The sequence below is a fragment of the Pseudomonas pseudonitroreducens genome, from assembly GCF_021603645.1.
GTDB lineage: Bacteria > Pseudomonadota > Gammaproteobacteria > Pseudomonadales > Pseudomonadaceae > Pseudomonas > Pseudomonas pseudonitroreducens.
In genome coordinates, this window is the sequence record NZ_BQHJ01000006.1 from 204639 (window position 1) to 220395 (window position 15757).

12 protein-coding genes are annotated in these 15757 nt (G+C 66.2%); 10 read left to right on the plus strand and 2 right to left on the minus strand.

Annotated features, from left to right (window positions below):
* Positions 1 to 72: 72 nt before the first annotated feature.
* Positions 73 to 1989 (minus strand): sigma-54-dependent Fis family transcriptional regulator, encoded by a 1917-nt coding sequence (locus L6D89_RS16335; RefSeq protein WP_236200493.1) that lies wholly within the window; start codon positions 1987 to 1989, stop codon positions 73 to 75.
* Positions 1990 to 2313: 324 nt separating this feature from the next.
* Between L6D89_RS16335 and exaC the strand changes: the two genes are divergently transcribed.
* On the plus strand, positions 2314 to 3834 hold the full coding sequence (gene exaC / locus L6D89_RS16340; RefSeq protein WP_045217053.1) for an acetaldehyde dehydrogenase ExaC: 1521 nt from the start codon (positions 2314 to 2316) through the stop codon (positions 3832 to 3834).
* 323 nt (positions 3835 to 4157) lie between these two features.
* On the opposite strand, the gene qhpR is transcribed toward exaC, so the two are convergent.
* Complete coding sequence (qhpR, locus tag L6D89_RS16345; protein WP_236200494.1) at positions 4158 to 5210, minus strand: AraC-like transcriptional regulator QhpR; 1053 nt, start codon at positions 5208 to 5210, stop codon at positions 4158 to 4160.
* Positions 5211 to 5569: 359 nt separating this feature from the next.
* On the opposite strand from qhpR, the gene eat reads away from it, so the two are divergent.
* The 9 genes from eat (at position 5570) to L6D89_RS16390 (ending at position 15642) form a co-directional block, all read left to right on the plus strand.
* Positions 5570 to 6934 (plus strand): ethanolamine permease, encoded by a 1365-nt coding sequence (gene eat, locus L6D89_RS16350; RefSeq protein ID WP_236200495.1) that lies wholly within the window; start codon positions 5570 to 5572, stop codon positions 6932 to 6934.
* A gap of 11 nt (positions 6935 to 6945) precedes the next feature.
* The gene (locus L6D89_RS16355; protein ID WP_236200496.1) at positions 6946 to 8340 is read left to right on the plus strand and encodes an ethanolamine ammonia-lyase subunit EutB; all 1395 of its coding nucleotides are present in this window, start codon (positions 6946 to 6948) and stop codon (positions 8338 to 8340) included.
* 25 nt (positions 8341 to 8365) lie between these two features.
* Positions 8366 to 9172 carry an ethanolamine ammonia-lyase subunit EutC gene (gene eutC, locus L6D89_RS16360; RefSeq protein ID WP_236200497.1) on the plus strand — a complete coding sequence of 269 codons (807 nt, stop codon included), beginning with the start codon at positions 8366 to 8368 and terminating at the stop codon, positions 9170 to 9172.
* Positions 9173 to 9351: 179 nt separating this feature from the next.
* The gene (locus L6D89_RS16365) at positions 9352 to 9873 is read left to right on the plus strand and encodes a GspH/FimT family pseudopilin (RefSeq protein WP_236200498.1); all 522 of its coding nucleotides are present in this window, start codon (positions 9352 to 9354) and stop codon (positions 9871 to 9873) included.
* Positions 9864 to 10469 (plus strand): type IV pilus modification protein PilV, encoded by a 606-nt coding sequence (gene pilV, locus L6D89_RS16370; RefSeq protein WP_236200499.1) that lies wholly within the window; start codon positions 9864 to 9866, stop codon positions 10467 to 10469. The genes L6D89_RS16365 and pilV overlap by 10 nt, the downstream gene beginning before the upstream one ends.
* Complete coding sequence (locus L6D89_RS16375; RefSeq protein WP_236200500.1) at positions 10466 to 11212, plus strand: prepilin-type N-terminal cleavage/methylation domain-containing protein; 747 nt, start codon at positions 10466 to 10468, stop codon at positions 11210 to 11212. The genes pilV and L6D89_RS16375 overlap by 4 nt, the downstream gene beginning before the upstream one ends.
* Entirely contained in the window at positions 11209 to 11754 is a 546-nt protein-coding gene (locus L6D89_RS16380) for a hypothetical protein (protein WP_236200501.1), read from the plus strand. The genes L6D89_RS16375 and L6D89_RS16380 overlap by 4 nt, the downstream gene beginning before the upstream one ends.
* Positions 11741 to 15178, plus strand: a complete 3438-nt coding sequence (locus L6D89_RS16385) for a pilus assembly protein (protein ID WP_236200502.1) — start codon at positions 11741 to 11743, stop codon at positions 15176 to 15178. Before L6D89_RS16380 ends, L6D89_RS16385 begins: the two co-directional genes overlap by 14 nt.
* A complete protein-coding gene (locus tag L6D89_RS16390) occupies positions 15175 to 15642 on the plus strand; it encodes a type IV pilin protein (RefSeq protein ID WP_236200503.1) in 468 nt (155 codons plus the stop codon). Before L6D89_RS16385 ends, L6D89_RS16390 begins: the two co-directional genes overlap by 4 nt.
* The last annotated feature ends 115 nt before the right edge of the window (positions 15643 to 15757 follow it).

Below are 15757 nucleotides of genomic sequence, written 5' to 3' on the forward strand. Positions count from 1 at the left end.
GGGGGGAGCGCAGCGATACCCATGCTGTTTCGGCGCGCTGCCTTGATGGGTATCGCTGCGCTCCACGCCATCCTACGAAAGAGTTTTCCGGTTCAGGCCATGGCGATTGAGCTTGCGGTACAGGGTGTTGCGGCTGATGCCCAGCTGCTGCGCGGCGCGGCTGACGTGCCAGCGCTGCGCTTCCAGCACCGCCAGCAGCGCGTCGCGCTCGGCGGCGCCAAGGGTGTCGCCGCCCTCCTCGACTGTCGCCACCTCGACAACGGCAGGAGGCGAAACCCGGCGCAGGTCCGGCGGCAGGTCGGCCATCTGGATGCGTCCACCCTCGCACAACGCGCAGAGCGTGCGCAGCACGTTGCGCAGTTGGCGCACGTTGCCCGGCCAGGGGAAATCCAGCAGGTGCCGGCGCACGTCATCATCCAGGCGCACGGTGCGACCCTTGCTCTCCTCGGCCAGCAGGTGCTCGAGCAGCGCGCCACGGTCCTCGCGCTCACGCAGCGGCGGCAGCCCGACCACCAGCCCATTGAGGCGGTAATACAGGTCTTCACGGAACTGCCCAGCGGCCACCAGCGCTTCCAGGTCACGGTGGCTGGCGCTGATCAGGCGGATGTCGACGTCCTGCGGCTCGCCGCCGATGGGCACTACCTGGCGCTCTTCCAGCACGCGCAGCAGGCGTGTCTGCAACGCCAGCGGCATGTCGCCGATCTCGTCGAGGAACAGCGTGCCGCCGTCGGCCTGCTGCAACTTGCCGCGCATACCTTCCTTGCGCGCGCCGGTGAAGCTGCCGCCGCGGTAGCCGAACAACTCGCTCTCGATCAGGGTCTCGGGGATCGCCGCGCAGTTCAGCGCGACGAAAGCCTTGCCGGCACGTTCGCCACCCAGGTGCACGGCGCGGGCGAAAGCTTCCTTGCCGGTGCCGGTCTCGCCCTGCAGCAACAGCGGCACGTCGTGGGCGTAGACCTTCAGCGCCCGGCGGAAATCATGGGCCAGTTGCGGATCGTCGATGCACAGCCCTTTCGCCAGCGGCGCACGCGGCAGCACCGGCGCGGCGGCGATGGGACGCTGGCCGCGCAGCAGCGCATAGAGAGTGCGGCCAGCGTGGGTGCGCAACGGCCAGCTGGCATTGGGCTGCGGGTCAGCGCGGCTGAACAGGTCGTCCAGCCGGCAATCGAAGAATTGCTCCAGGGAGCGCCCGATCAGGCTGTCGCGGCGGCTACCGAGCAGGTTGATCGCGCTCTGGTTCGCCGCGCGGATGCGCCCGTCAGCGCCGAAGGCCAGCAGGCCTTCGCTGAACAGGCCGAGGCCGTCGGGTTGCAGGTGGAAGCGCAGCAGCCACTGGTCCTCGAAATGCCGCAGGAAATAACAGCTTTCGATGGCCTTGGCCGACAGGTTGACCAGCGCCATGGTGTGGAACTGGCTCTGCCGCGACACGTCACGGCGCGCGGAGGAAACGTCGAGCACCGCCAGCAGTTCGCCCTGCGGGTCGAACACCGGGCTGGCCGAGCAGGTCAGCCCGGTGTGGCGGCTGCGGAAATGTTCGTCCTGGTGGATGGTCAGCGCCTGACGTTCCACCAGGCAGGTGCCGATACCGTTGGTGCCCTCGCGCGCCTCGCTCCAGTCGGCGCCGAGCCACAGCCCGGCCTGCTCGAAGGTGCGGCGCTCGGCGGCTTCGCTGACGCAGTTGAGGATGACCCCGCGGGAATCGGTGAGCAGCACCGCATGGCCGGCGCCTGAGAGCTGCTGGTGCAGGCTGTTCATCTCGCCGCTGGCGATCTCCAGCACCTGGCGGTGGCGCTCGCGCACTTCGAGCATGCGCGCGTGTTCCAGCACGGCCGGCGCCATGGGCTGCGCCGGGTCGAGGTGATACTGCTCCAGGCAGCGCATCCAGGAGCGGGCGATCGACGGGTCCGCACCGGGGGCTCCGGCGCGGGCCTTGCCCTCGGCCACGGTCATGACCTGGCGGGCGTGGCGGCTCAAATCGTTGGCGCGCATTGTTGTTGTTCTCCGCTTGGGGGACGGGGAGGCAGCCCCGGGTTCCAGCGAATTTCTGTCAGACAATTCGTCGGAACGCAGGACAGCATCCCCCACGCGCCAGCCCAATGCAACGCCTGGCCGACCGTCAGGTCACGACTGTCACGAATACGGGACAAAGTGTCACCAGGCACTGCTCCAGTCGCGTGACAGCGGACTTTCCGCGGTATTCCCGGCGACCCGCCCAGGCCATGCCCGGCGCGCCTTTCACTGGCATGGCCCGGCCCTTGCTCTACGCTTGTTCAACGTCCTCCCCAACAAGCACAAGACCCAGGAGATCCGACCATGCGTTATGCCCATCCCGGTAGCGAAGGCGCCATCGTTTCGTTCAAGGCGCGCTACGGCAACTACATCGGCGGCGAGTTCGTCCCGCCGGTTAAGGGTCAGTACTTCACCAATACCTCGCCGGTGAATGGCCAGCCCATCGCCGAATTCCCCCGCTCCACCGCCGAAGACATCGACAAGGCGCTGGACGCCGCCCATGCCGCCGCCGACGCCTGGGGCCGCACCTCGGTGCAGGACCGCTCGCTGGTGCTGCTGAAGATCGCCGACCGTATCGAACAGAACCTGGAACTGCTGGCCGTCACCGAGACCTGGGACAACGGCAAGCCGGTGCGCGAAACCCTCAACGCCGACATCCCGCTGGCTGCGGACCACTTCCGCTATTTCGCCGGCTGCATCCGCGCGCAGGAAGGGTCTGCTGCCGAGATCAACGACAGCACCGTTGCCTACCATATCCACGAGCCGCTGGGCGTGGTCGGGCAGATCATCCCGTGGAACTTCCCGCTGCTGATGGCCGCGTGGAAACTCGCCCCGGCGCTGGCCGCCGGCAACTGCATCGTGCTCAAGCCGGCCGAGCAGACCCCGCTGGGCATCTGCGTGCTGATGGAGCTGATCGGCGACCTGCTGCCCAAGGGCGTGCTCAACGTCGTCCAGGGCTTCGGCAAGGAAGCCGGTGAAGCGCTGGCCACCAGCAAGCGCATCGCCAAGATCGCCTTCACCGGCTCCACGCCGGTGGGCTCGCACATCCTCAAGTGCGCCGCCGAGAACATCATTCCGTCCACCGTGGAACTGGGCGGCAAGAGCCCGAACATCTACTTCGAAGACATCATGCAGGCCGAGCCGACCTTCATCGAGAAGGCCGCCGAAGGCCTGGTGCTGGCCTTCTTCAACCAGGGCGAGGTGTGCACCTGCCCATCCCGCGCGCTGGTGCAGGAGTCCATCTATCCGCAGTTCATGGACGTGGTGATGAAGAAGGTGAAGGCGATCAAGCGCGGCGACCCGCTGGACACCGACACCATGGTCGGCGCCCAGGCCTCGCAGCAACAGTACGAGAAGATCCTCTCCTACCTCGACATCGCCCAGCAGGAAGGCGCTCAGATCCTGGTTGGAGGCTCGGTCGAGAAGCTCGATGGCAACCTCTCCACCGGCTATTACATCCAGCCGACGCTGCTCAAGGGCAGCAACAAGATGCGCGTATTCCAGGAAGAAATCTTCGGCCCGGTGGTGGGCGTGACCACCTTCAAGGACGAAGCCGAAGCACTGGCGATCGCCAACGACACCGAGTACGGCCTGGGCGCCGGCGTCTGGACCCGCGATATCAACCGCGCCTACCGCATGGGTCGCGGCATCAAGGCCGGCCGCGTGTGGACCAACTGCTACCACCTGTACCCGGCGCACGCCGCCTTCGGCGGCTACAAGAAATCCGGCGTGGGCCGCGAGACCCACAAGATGATGCTCGACCACTACCAGCAGACCAAGAACCTGCTGGTGAGCTACGACATCAACCCGCTGGGCTTCTTCTGATCGCGCGCTGCTGATTGACCCCGCCCGGTGCGCCGGGCGGTCTCCCCCGAATCGATCTTTGCGCGGCCCACGGGCCGCGCTTTTTTATGCTCGGAAAAAGAGTCTTTCCGTAGGAGCGGACTCCGTCCGCGATGTGCAACCGGCCGGCTCCGCGTGGTGGGAAAATCGATCGCGGACAAAGTCCGCTCCTACGCAAGGTTCAAGCGCGAAGCGAAGCCTGTAGGAGCGAGCTTGCTCGCGAAACTGCCGAGCTAAAGAAACCGCCGGGGAATCCGTTCGCGAGCAAGAGCTAGGCGCCCCCCCTCGCTCCTACAAAAAGCGGCTCAATGCGCGTCGCTGCGCCACTGCCGCGGGCTCACGCCGAACCAGCGGCGGAAGGCGCGGGAAAAGGCGCTGGTCTCGGAGTAGCCAAGCAACGGCGCCAGCTCGGAAATTGGCCGTTGCGGCTGACGCAGATAATGCAGCGCCAGTTCGCGGCGGGTGTTTTCCACCAGTTGGCTGAAACTCAGCCCCGCTTCGCGCAAGCGCCGCTGCAAACCGGCAGTGGTGAGTTCCAGCTGCTCGGCGATGATCTCCAACGAAGGCTCGCCATCCGCCAGCGCCAGGCGAATCTGCGTGCCGGCGTCCTCCACCAGGTTGGGCGCACCGCCGTGCTCGCCCAGGCGACGGATCACGTCCTGCACCAGGAACAGCAGGTTGGCGTCACGCTCGGGCATCTGCCGGCCATGGAGGTCGCGCTTGGGAATCAGCATCGAGTTGCAGCCGCGCTGGAACAGCACCGGCGCGTCGAACACCCGGCCATGTTCCTGCCAGCTCTCTGGCCGCGCGTGTTCGAAGCTCACCGCACGCGGCGCCCATTCGGACCCGAGCGCGTGGCGCATGAGGTTCAGCGCCATGCCCAGGGTCAGCTCGGCATCCTGCCGGCGGTCGAGGATCGCGCCGTGGCGCACCTGGTAGTCGAAGCGATAGCACTCACCGCAATCCACCAGGCGGATCAGCGTGTCGTGCTGGTGATAGGGAAAGGCGGCGGCGAAGTTCTTCAGCGCGTCTTCCAGCGTCTCCGAGCACAGCCCGACATAGCCCAGCAGGCCCAGCTCACGAGGCAGGAACTGCTCGCCATAGCGCAGCCCGAAGTTGTCGCAACCCGACTGCCGCGCGGCCTCCTCAAGCACCTGGCAGTAGTTGGTCAGCGCCAGGCTCAGGGTGGGATGCAGCAGGCGTTCGGGGTCGATGCCGGCGCGGCCGAAGACGCGGTCGATGTCGCCACCCTGGTCGCCGATGAAGCGACCCAGGCCGCTGGCGGCGGCGGACAGCACGCCGATGTTGCTGGCCAGGGGCAGGCTCAGGCCGGACGGGGAAAACAGAGGCTGGCTCATGTCGATTACCGATCTTGTTTTGAGACACGCAGGGCACATGGCTCCCGGAAACAAGGGAACGAATAAACAAAGCAATTCCCGTGCCTCGCCATGCATTAGCGCTCAGCTGCATACGGCGCCGCGCCTGGCCTGCAGCTGCCACAGCGGGGGCAGTCAGGGCAAATCCGGCACCACAATCGGGCGCCGGGCGCGGTGTGGGGCGATGGGTAACAGCCAGTTGACCCTGCGCGGCGAAAGCCGGTTCCAGCGGTCAAGTCTTGCGCGGCAGCGCGCCACTACCATCGAGTCTCAGGTATCCGTCCACGCCCCTGCGACCCGCCATCTGCGGCCTATCCCTTGCGGAGAGAGGAATAACAACAATGAGCGCATCACAACTCAAACCAACGCTTGGCACCCTGCACCTCTGGGGGCTCGCCGTGGGCCTGGTGATCTCCGGCGAGTACTTCGGCTGGAGCTACGGCTGGGCCGCCGCCGGCACCCTGGGTTTCCTCGTCACCACGCTGATCGTCGCGGTGATGTACACCTGCTTCATCTTCAGCTACACCGAGCTGACCACCGCCATTCCTCATGCCGGCGGCCCCTTCGCCTACAGCCTGCGGGCCTTCGGCAAGACCGGCGGGATGGTCGCAGGCATCGCCACGCTGATCGAGTTCGTCTTCGCCCCGCCAGCCATCGCCATGGCCATCGGCGCCTACCTCAACGTGCAGTTCCCCGGCCTCGATCCGAAGTGGGCGGCCACCGGTGCCTATTTGATCTTCATGACCCTGAACATCCTCGGCGTCAGCATCGCCGCCACCTTCGAACTGGTGGTGACCGTGCTGGCGGTAGCCGAGCTGCTGGTGTTCATGGGCGTGGTCGCACCGGGCTTCAGCTTCAGCAATTTCGTGCTCAACGGCTGGGCCGGCTCGGACGTGTTCGGCGCGCCGGCCATGGCCGGCATCTTCGCCGCCATCCCGTTCGCCATCTGGTTCTTCCTCGCCATCGAGGGCGCCGCCATGGCCGCCGAAGAGGCCAAGGACCCGAAACGCACCATCCCGCGTGCCTATATCGCCGGCATCCTGACCCTGGTGACGCTGGCCATCGGCGTGATGATCTTCGCCGGCGGCGTGGGCGACTGGCGCGCGCTGTCGAACATCAATGACCCGCTGCCGCAGGCGATGAAGGCCGTAGTCGGCAACAACTCCACCTGGATGCACATGCTGGTATGGATCGGCCTGTTCGGTCTGGTGGCGAGCTTCCACGGCATCATCCTCGGCTACTCGCGGCAGTTCTTCGCCCTCGCCCGTGCCGGCTTCCTGCCGCGCAGCCTGGCCAAGCTGTCGCGCTTCCAGACCCCGCACCGGGCGATTCTTGCCGGCGGCGCGGTGGGCATCGCGGCGATCTTCAGCGACAGCCTGATCAGCCTGCAGGGCATGACCCTGACTGCGGCGATGATCACCATGAGCGTGTTCGGCGCCATCGTCATGTACATCATGAGCATGTTCAGCCTGTTCAAGCTGCGCCGCAGCGAGCCGGACCTGGAGCGCAGCTTCCGCGCGCCGGGCTACCCGGTGGTGCCGGCCATTGCACTGGTGCTGGCGCTGGTCTGCCTGGCCGCGATGCTCTGGTTCAACAGCGTCATCGCCTCGGTATTCCTGGTGCTGATGATCGGCGGCTGCTCCTGCTGCAGCATCGTCATCAGCCTCAATCGCGGCACCGACGCATCGTTCGCCAGCCAGGGTTGAGGAGAAGCGCCATGTCCGGATTCGTCCACAGCGTCGGTGGCCAGACCTGGCGCTTCGACAGCCTGCGCGAGGTGATGGCCAAGGCCAGCCCGGCGCGTTCCGGCGACCGCCTGGCCGGGGTCGCCGCCGGCAGCGACGCCGAGCGCGTCGCCGCGCAGATGGCGCTGGCTGACATCCCGCTCAAGCACTTTCTCGACGAAGCGCTGATCCCCTACGAGAGCGACGAGGTCACCCGGCTGATCATCGATACCCACGACCGCCAGGCCTTTGCGCCGGTCAGCCACCTCACGGTGGGGGGCCTGCGCGACTGGCTGCTCGGCGATGCCGCCGACGAAACCAGCCTGCGCGCCCTGGCGCCGGGGCTGACGCCGGAAATGGCGGCGGCGGTGTCGAAAATCATGCGCGTGCAGGACCTGGTGCTGGTCGCGCAGAAGATCCGCGTGGTCACCCGCTTCCGCAACACCATGGGCCTGCGCGGGCGCATGTCCACGCGGCTGCAACCCAACCACCCCACGGACGACCCGGCCGGCATCGCCGCCAGCGTGCTCGACGGCCTGCTCTACGGCAACGGCGACGCCATGCTCGGCATCAACCCGGCCACCGACAGCCTGCAATCGATCTGCACGCTGCTGGAGATGCTCGACGCGATCATCCAGCGCTATGAGATCCCCACCCAGTCCTGCGTGCTCACCCACGTCACCAGCTCCATCGAGGCGATCAACCGCGGCGCACCGCTGGACCTGGTATTCCAGTCCATCGCCGGCACCGAAGCGGCCAACGCCAGCTTCGGCGTGAGCCTGTCGATCCTCAAGGAAGGCTACGAGGCCGGGCTGTCGCTCAAGCGCGGCACCCGGGGCGACAACCTCATGTACTTCGAGACCGGCCAGGGCAGCGCGCTGTCCGCCAACGCCCACCACGGCGTCGACCAGCAGACCTGCGAGACCCGCGCCTACGCGGTGGCGCGGCACTTCAAGCCGTTCCTGGTGAACACCGTGGTCGGCTTCATCGGCCCGGAGTACCTGTACAACGGCAAGCAGATCATCCGCGCCGGCCTGGAAGACCACTTCTGCGCCAAGCTGCTCGGCGTGCCCATGGGCTGCGACATCTGCTACACCAACCACGCCGAGGCCGACCAGGACGACATGGACATGCTCCTGACCCTGCTGGGCGTGGCCGGCATCAACTTCATCATGGGCATCCCCGGTTCCGACGACGTGATGCTCAATTACCAGACCACCTCGTTCCACGACGCGCTCTACGCGCGCCAGACACTGGGCCTGAAACCGGCACCGGAATTCGAGGCATGGCTGGCGCGCATGGATATCCTCCGCCAGCAGGACGGCCGCGTGCACATGGCCAGCCAGCTGCCCGGCGCCTTCCGCCACGCGCTCGCGCAACTGTCATGAAGACCATTCGCCAGAGGAGTTTTCGATGAGCGATAGCTTCACCCCCAACCCCTGGCAGGAATTGCGCCGACTGACCTCCGCACGCATCGCCCTGGGCCGCGCCGGCACCAGCCTGCCGACCCGGGCGCAGCTGGATTTCCAGTTCGCCCACGCCCAGGCGCGCGACGCCGTGCACCTGCCGTTCGACCGCGATGGCCTCGCCGCGCAACTGGCCGAACGCGGCCGCGAGACACTGCTGCTGCACAGCGCCGCCGCCGACCGCGACACCTATCTGCAACGCCCCGATCTCGGCCGCCGCCTGAACGAGGAATCAGTAGCGATCCTGCGCCGCTACGCCGACCGCCATCCGCAAGGCTACGACCTCGCCGTGGTGATCGCCGACGGCCTTTCCTCGCTGGCCGTGCAACGCCACAGCCTGCCTTTTCTCGAACGCATGGAGGAACAGGCGCGCAACGAAGGCTGGAGCCTGTCGCCGATCGCACTGGTGCAACAGGGCCGCGTCGCCGTCGCCGACGAAGTCGCCGAGCTGCTGCGGGCGAAGATGGTGGTCATCCTGATTGGCGAGCGCCCTGGCCTGTCCTCGCCGGACAGCCTCGGCCTGTACTTCACCTGGGCACCGAAGGTCGGCCTGAACGACGCCTACCGCAACTGCATCTCCAACGTCCGACTGGAGGGCCTGAGCTACGGCCTGGCCACGCACCGCCTGCTCTACCTGATGCGCGAGGCGTGCCGCCGGCAGTTGTCGGGGGTGAACCTGAAGGACGAGGCGGAAGTTCCGGTTCTGGAAGGCGAAGACACGCCGTCACGCGGCAACTTCCTCATCAGCGGCTGAGTACGCCCGACACGCTCCGAGGCTCGCGCGACCACATGCCGCGCACTCGGGCGTGGTCTTTAAGATTTGTCTTAAATCGCCCCTCCCGTTCATCGCGATAAAAACCAAGCCATCACGCACCGTGCCTCGGGCACGCAGGGAAGCGCCGATCCGCCGCGCTTCGTATCGATGGCGAACAGATGGATTCAGCGAACACTCTCCGGCTCATCACGCCGGCCACCGTCAGGCGCACCCAGCACGGGTTCACCCTGATCGAGGCCCTGGTCACCATCGCGATTCTGGCAATCCTGCTGGGTATCGCGGTGCCCTCCTTCGACCTGTTGACCAACCGCAACCGCGCACAAAGCACCGCCAAGCAATTGCTCGCGGTGCTGCAGTACGCTCGCGCGCAGGCGCAGATCGGCCGCCAGCCGGTACACGTCAAGCCGCAAACCGAGGGTGACTGGACGTCGCCACTACTGGTCACCCGGTTACGCGGCGGCGAGCTGAGCGGACATCGGGAGATCGAACTGCGCAGGAATCGGCTCGACGACTCGGGAAAACTGCTCATCGCTCAGGAGAAGGCCGCCACTGTAGCGTTCGACGGCAATGGCATCGCCATGGGCGAAGGCGACTTCCCCCGGGTGTTCATCCTCACCGCGGGCAACTACGTGAGCAAGATCTGCCTGCAACGCAGCGGCGCGGCGAACTCATGCGACTGACCGGCTTGGCGCGCGCGAACGAACAAGGGTTCTATCTGATCGAGGTCATGGTCGCGGTGATGCTCACCAGCGTCGCCCTGCTTGGCATGCTTGCCTTGCAGAGCCGCAGCATCGCCTACAGCCATGACAGCCAACAGCGACAGAATGCGATCCTGCTCGCCGCGGACCTTGCCCGGAGCATCCAGGCCAACCGCGAATCGCTGGTCAGCAAAGGCAAGCTCAAGACCGATTCCGCCTACCTGGTGGCCGCCGGCAGCACCTTCCCCAGCCTGGGCAGTGGCGAGAGTTGCTCGACCAGCGGGCTGGGACGCGCCGACAAGGCCCAGCGCGAACTTGCCTGCTGGGCCGCGCAGGTGCGGCTCAAGCTCAATACCGACGATACCCTGCTGAGCGATTCAACATTCATCTGCCCCAGCCGCGACGGTCGGACCTGCGCTGCAGGCTCGCTCCAGCCGCTGCTGCTGGTGCAGTTGGCCTGGCACAGCCGCAACTGCCAGGCGGGCAGCCCGACGACCGTCGACGATGCCAACGCTGCCTGCCTGTCGGGCAGCGACAAGGGCGGCATCGAGCGCTATCGCCTGAGTTTCCAGCCATGAACCTGCGCCGGGAGTCGGGCCTGTCCCTGATCGAACTGATAGTCGCCATCGCACTGAGTGTCGTGGTCCTGCTGGGCGTCCTGCAGGTCTACCTGTCCGGCAGCGACCACGCCGCGTTCAACCATGCCCAGCAACAGAACCAGGCCAACGCCCGCTTCATCCTCAGTCTGTTGCAGCGTGAAAGCGGCCATGCCGGCTACAGCGCCTGGGAGCGCCACGTCTCGGCTGACGACGACCAGCAGTACGACTTCGTCATCGATCGCGAGGCCCCCTTCCCGAGCCTCACCGACACGGCCACAGGCTGCGTGTTCAACGCCGGGCAGGTCGCCAGCCTCGACGCCGGGGGCCGGGGAATCTGCCTGCGCTACCAGCGCGCTCAACGCGACGATGCGCAGATCCACCAGGACTGCACCGGCGGCGCGCTCTACGGCGATGACGACAGCGCCACGCCACAGACGCTGGTCAGCCATCTTCGGCTGTCCAACGGTGAGTTGCTGTGCAAGACCAACAACCCGCGGTCTGCCGGCGAGATCGCCCTGGCGGGCGGCATCCATGACCTGATGTTCGCTGTTGGCTCGACCAACCAGATTCGCGCCGGCCTGGTGCTCACCTCGACCCGTGCCTTGCTTCCGGAGAACTGCACCTACCAGGACCCACTGAACACCGCCACGAACAAAAGCACCGACACGCGCGGCCTGTGCAGCGCCTTCGCGCAGACGCTCTACCTGAGGAACCAGCCATGAACCGACAACGCGGTCAGATATTGCTGGTCGCCCTGATACTGCTGCTGGGGTTGAGCATTCTCACCCTGGGCAACCTGCGCAGTGGCATGCTGCTGGACAACACCCTGGCCGAATCGCGGGACTTCCAGGCAGCGCAGGGCGGTGCCGGCTCAGCAATCAGCGAGGCGCTGGACCGGACGCGCTACAGCCAGTCGATGGCGGTCGGCGACACCGCTACCTGCGCCAGCACCCAGCAGGATCAGCAGCAAGTGCTGCTCTGCGACCGGCTCTGGCTGGAGCCTGGCAACTCCGACAGCGCGGCGCTGCTCACCCAGGCACGCACTTACCAGGGCAACAACCTCGGAGCGCCCGATCAACTGGCAGAGCTGAGCAGCGCGCCACGCTGGTATGTCGCGGCACAGTGCGAGAGCCGCTCCTCCAGCGCCTTGGCCGATTGCCTGGCGGGCAACGGTACGTTGCTGCTGCAGATGAACGCCCTCGCCACCGGCATCACCGACCAGGCCCTGGTCCGGCTTCAGGAGTACGCCCGTGTCCAACGCTGACTCGATCATCTGGCCGGCATGGCGTGGGGCTGTCCTCGGCGTTGCCCTGGTGCTTGCCAGTGGCCCCGGCTGGAGCGCGTCGCCCAGTCAGGCGCCACTGTTCCTGGTCGAAGGCGTGTCGCCCAACCTGATCGTCACCCTCGACGATTCCGGCAGCATGACCAGCGCCTATACGCCCGACGGCATGAGCTCCTACACCATCGCCAACCGCTCCTCGTCGTACAACCCGATGTACTACAACCCGGCGATCACCTATGAAGCGCCCTGGAAGGTCACCTTCAGCGGTGGCCGGCTGATCAGCGAGCGCTACACCACGTCCTTCGACAAGGCGTTCTACGACGGCTTCCTCACCATCCAGACCGGGACGCTGGACCTGAACAAGTACACCGGCAACGGTTACGGGCAGAACTCGATCCAGACGGTCAACACCACCGACAGCTACAAGCAGTACGCCCACTACTACCAGTTCGACGCTGCCTGTCCGCATGCCCGCAACACCGCCACCAGCACGCTCAGCGCGGTACAGAACTGCGCCGCCGACTCCTCGTACAGCAACGCCAACGCTTGCACCAAGAGCTGCTTCGCGCCGCGCTGGGTCACCACGGCAGAGGAAAAGCAGAACTACGCCAACTGGTTTTCCTTCTACCGCACCCGTCAGCTCGCCACGCGCACTGCCGCCAACCTGGCACTGTTCGACCTGCCCGATCACATCCGTGTCACCTGGCAAGCCCTGAACAGCTGCTACAGCACCAACTTCAACCAGAGCTCCACGGCCTGCGGCAACCAGACGCTGGCCGCCTTCGCCAACCAGCACAAGGCGGACTTCTTCAACTTCACCAGCCGCCTGGCCGCCAGTGGCGGCACGCCGCTGGGCACCGCGCAGAACCGGGTCAACAGCTACCTGGGCAACACCACCGCCTACAACCCCTATGCCCGTGCGCCGGGCAGCACGCGCGACGTCAAGACCGAATACGCCTGCCGTCCCACCTATCACCTGCTGATGACCGACGGCTTCGGTGATGGCTCCGGTGGCAGCAACGCCGACGGCACCACTCGCACGCTGCCGGACGGCAAATCCTTCGCCGCCCAGGCGCCCTACTACGACAAGTGGTCCAATACGCTGGCCGACAACATCTTCATCGGCTGGGCCACCGATGCGCGCACCGACCTGGATAACAAGGTCCCGCCGCGCTACCGCGAGGGTAACGACTACTGGAATCCGAAGAACGACCCCGCCACCTGGCAGCACGTCACCACCTATACCGTGGGGCTCGGCCTGGGCCCCACGTTGAAGTACCTGCAATGGGACGGCGACACCTACTCGGGCTCCTACGCGCAATTGCTCGACGGCCGCAAGAGCTGGCCCAACCCCAGCGGCAGCACCAGCCTGGACGGCATGACGGTGACCGCCAACGAGGGCAAGGTGGCGGCGCTCTGGCATGGGGCGCTGAACTCGCGCGGAGAGTTTTTCAGCGCCGACTCCACCAACGAACTGGTGCAGGCGTTCCAGGCCATCGTCAGCAGCATCTCCAGCGGCCAGCTGGCGGTCGCGGCGGCGGGTGCCAGCTCCACGTCGCTGAACACCGACACCTTCCTGTACCGCGCCAGCTACCAGTCCACCGACTGGAGCGGGGACATCCTGCAATACCGCCTGGATGCCAGCGGCAACGCCCAGGCGAACACGGCCCTGTCGTTCCGCAACCTGCTGAACCAGCGCTCACCCGGTAGCCGGAAGATCTACGCCAACACCGCGCCAGACAATGTCCAAGGCAAGCTGCAGGCGTTCACCTGGGACAACCTCGACGCCTCCCAGCAGGCCCTTCTCGACGCCGCCCCGGGCACCCACCGCGACGATCAGCTGGGACAGCAACGGGTGGCCTGGCTGCGCGGGGATCGCAGCGCCGAAGGTTCGATCTTCCGCGCACGCAATCACCTGCTGGGCGACATCATCTACTCCTCACCAGTCGTCGTCGGTCCTCCGAGCGCCGTCACCTACTACCTGGAGAAGGCCGCTGGCGCCACTGGTTACGAGGCCTTCCGCAAGGAACAGGCGTCCCGCAAGAAGCGTCTCTACGTCGGCGCCAACGACGGCATGCTGCACGCCTTCGATGAAACCGGCGGGGAACAGTGGGCGTTCATTCCCGCGGCGGTGTTCGACAAGCTCAACTACCTGTCCTCCCCCGACTACGCGGCCCGCTCCGAGGAGGAAAACACCAACAGCCTGCACCGCTTCTACGTCGACGGCAGCGCCGTCACCCGCGACGTCTACTTCGACGGGCAGTGGCGCACCGTCCTGGTGCTGGCCCCCGGGCGCGGCGGGCGCGGCCTGTTCGCCCTCGACATCACCGACGCGGACGCTCCCAAGCTGCTCTGGGAGCACGCCACCAAGGTGAACAGCCACGACGGCAAGGAAGTCGAGTTCGGCTACCTGCTCGATCGCCCGGTCATCACCTTCTCCGGTGGCGTTCCCTACGTGCTGACGGGCAACGGCTACGGGACCGCCAAAGGCTACTCCCTGTCGATTCGCCTGGAGGACGGCCGGATCACCACCGCCAGCCAATCAGCCGCCGGTGACGGCGAGTTGGGCGGCACGGTCGCCTGGACCCTCGCATCCAGCCCCGGCGAACTCGCACAGCGCTACTACGGCAGCCTGCAGGGACAGCTCTATCGACAATCCGCTCTGGACACCGGGTCCGGTCTGCTGAGCAGCATACCGGCCTCGCGCAGCCAGCCGCTGAGTGCTCTCGCCGAAGTCACCCAGCACCCTCGCGGCGGGCAACTGGTGATCGCCGGCACCGGCAAGTACTTCGAAGGCAGCGACAAGGAAGGCTCCGCCAACCGGCAGTCGCTGTATGGCTTCTGGGACCAGACCGATTACCTCGCCCATGTCGACGGCGCCGGCAGCCCGGCAGTGCTGAGCAAGCTGGCCGACCTGCAACGCCAGACCCTGAGCGAGGAAACCGTCAACCACAGCGGCGGTAGCACCCGAGTCCGTCAACTGAGCAGCGAGCGCGTCGCCTGGGACAGCAGCGGCAAGCGCGGCGTCGGTATCCGCGGCTGGTATTTCGATCTGGCGGACAGCGAGATGATTCTCGACCAACCGTTCATGCTCGGCGACGTGCTCTTCGTCACTGTCAGCCAACCCAACGCCGATCCCTGCAGTGCGGGCATCACCTACTGGCTCCTGGCGGTCGATCCGAAGACCGGCGGCGCCCTGAACTTCAACGTGTTCGACCTGGCGGGCGATGGCACCTACAGCGAAACCGCCAGCGGCATCCAGATCGACGGGCCGGTGACGCGCATCGGCGACAACCTCTATACCCCCGCGGGCAACCGCATCCCCGTGCAGTTGTTCGACCCGCAGAACCAGGGACGCTTCAACTGGCGGATCATGAACTTCAACCTGCCCACGAGTTATCCATGAACCCCCGGCAGACACGGCGCGTAGCGCTTTCAAGTTCAAGCCGGCCCAGCGGCTTCACCCTGATCGAGATGATGGTGGTGCTCTGCATCCTCGCCCTGTTGGCCGGCATCGCCATCCCCACCTACCGGCAGTACGTCCTGCGCGCCAACCGCAGCGAAGCCCAGACACTCCTGCGCGATGCCGCCGCGCAACAGGAGCGCTACCTGGCGCAGTACAGCAAATACACCGACACGCCCGCGAAACTGGCCTTCACCTACCCACTCGCCAGCGACGGCAAGCGCTACTCCACGCGCCAGCTCTACCAACTGGCGATCGAGTACGTGGACGGCAACACCCGCAGCTACCGCTTGAGCGCCGTGCGCCATGGCGCTCAGCAGAGCGACAGCGAGTGCGGCGACTTCACTCTCGACCACCAGGGCCAGCGCGGCACCAGTGCCGGCAGCGTGGATAGCTGCTGGCGCTGATCAAACGCTCGCTTGGATTGCGCTTTCCACAAATTCTGGTGCAGCATCGGACCAATGGCTATTCGCTGGCATAGCCCCTGCATTGCCATACCAGCCCACCCACCTCCCGCCGAGG

Coding starts and splice junctions, on each gene's coding strand:
- L6D89_RS16335 (WP_236200493.1), bottom strand. CDS start 1,989: ATGCGCGCCAACGATTTGAGCCGCCACGCCCGCCAGGTCATGACCGTG.
- exaC (WP_045217053.1), top strand. CDS start 2,314: ATGCGTTATGCCCATCCCGGTAGCGAAGGCGCCATCGTTTCGTTCAAG.
- qhpR (WP_236200494.1), bottom strand. CDS start 5,210: ATGAGCCAGCCTCTGTTTTCCCCGTCCGGCCTGAGCCTGCCCCTGGCC.
- eat (WP_236200495.1), top strand. CDS start 5,570: ATGAGCGCATCACAACTCAAACCAACGCTTGGCACCCTGCACCTCTGG.
- L6D89_RS16355 (WP_236200496.1), top strand. CDS start 6,946: ATGTCCGGATTCGTCCACAGCGTCGGTGGCCAGACCTGGCGCTTCGAC.
- eutC (WP_236200497.1), top strand. CDS start 8,366: ATGAGCGATAGCTTCACCCCCAACCCCTGGCAGGAATTGCGCCGACTG.
- L6D89_RS16365 (WP_236200498.1), top strand. CDS start 9,352: ATGGATTCAGCGAACACTCTCCGGCTCATCACGCCGGCCACCGTCAGG.
- pilV (WP_236200499.1), top strand. CDS start 9,864: ATGCGACTGACCGGCTTGGCGCGCGCGAACGAACAAGGGTTCTATCTG.
- L6D89_RS16375 (WP_236200500.1), top strand. CDS start 10,466: ATGAACCTGCGCCGGGAGTCGGGCCTGTCCCTGATCGAACTGATAGTC.
- L6D89_RS16380 (WP_236200501.1), top strand. CDS start 11,209: ATGAACCGACAACGCGGTCAGATATTGCTGGTCGCCCTGATACTGCTG.
- L6D89_RS16390 (WP_236200503.1), top strand. CDS start 15,175: ATGAACCCCCGGCAGACACGGCGCGTAGCGCTTTCAAGTTCAAGCCGG.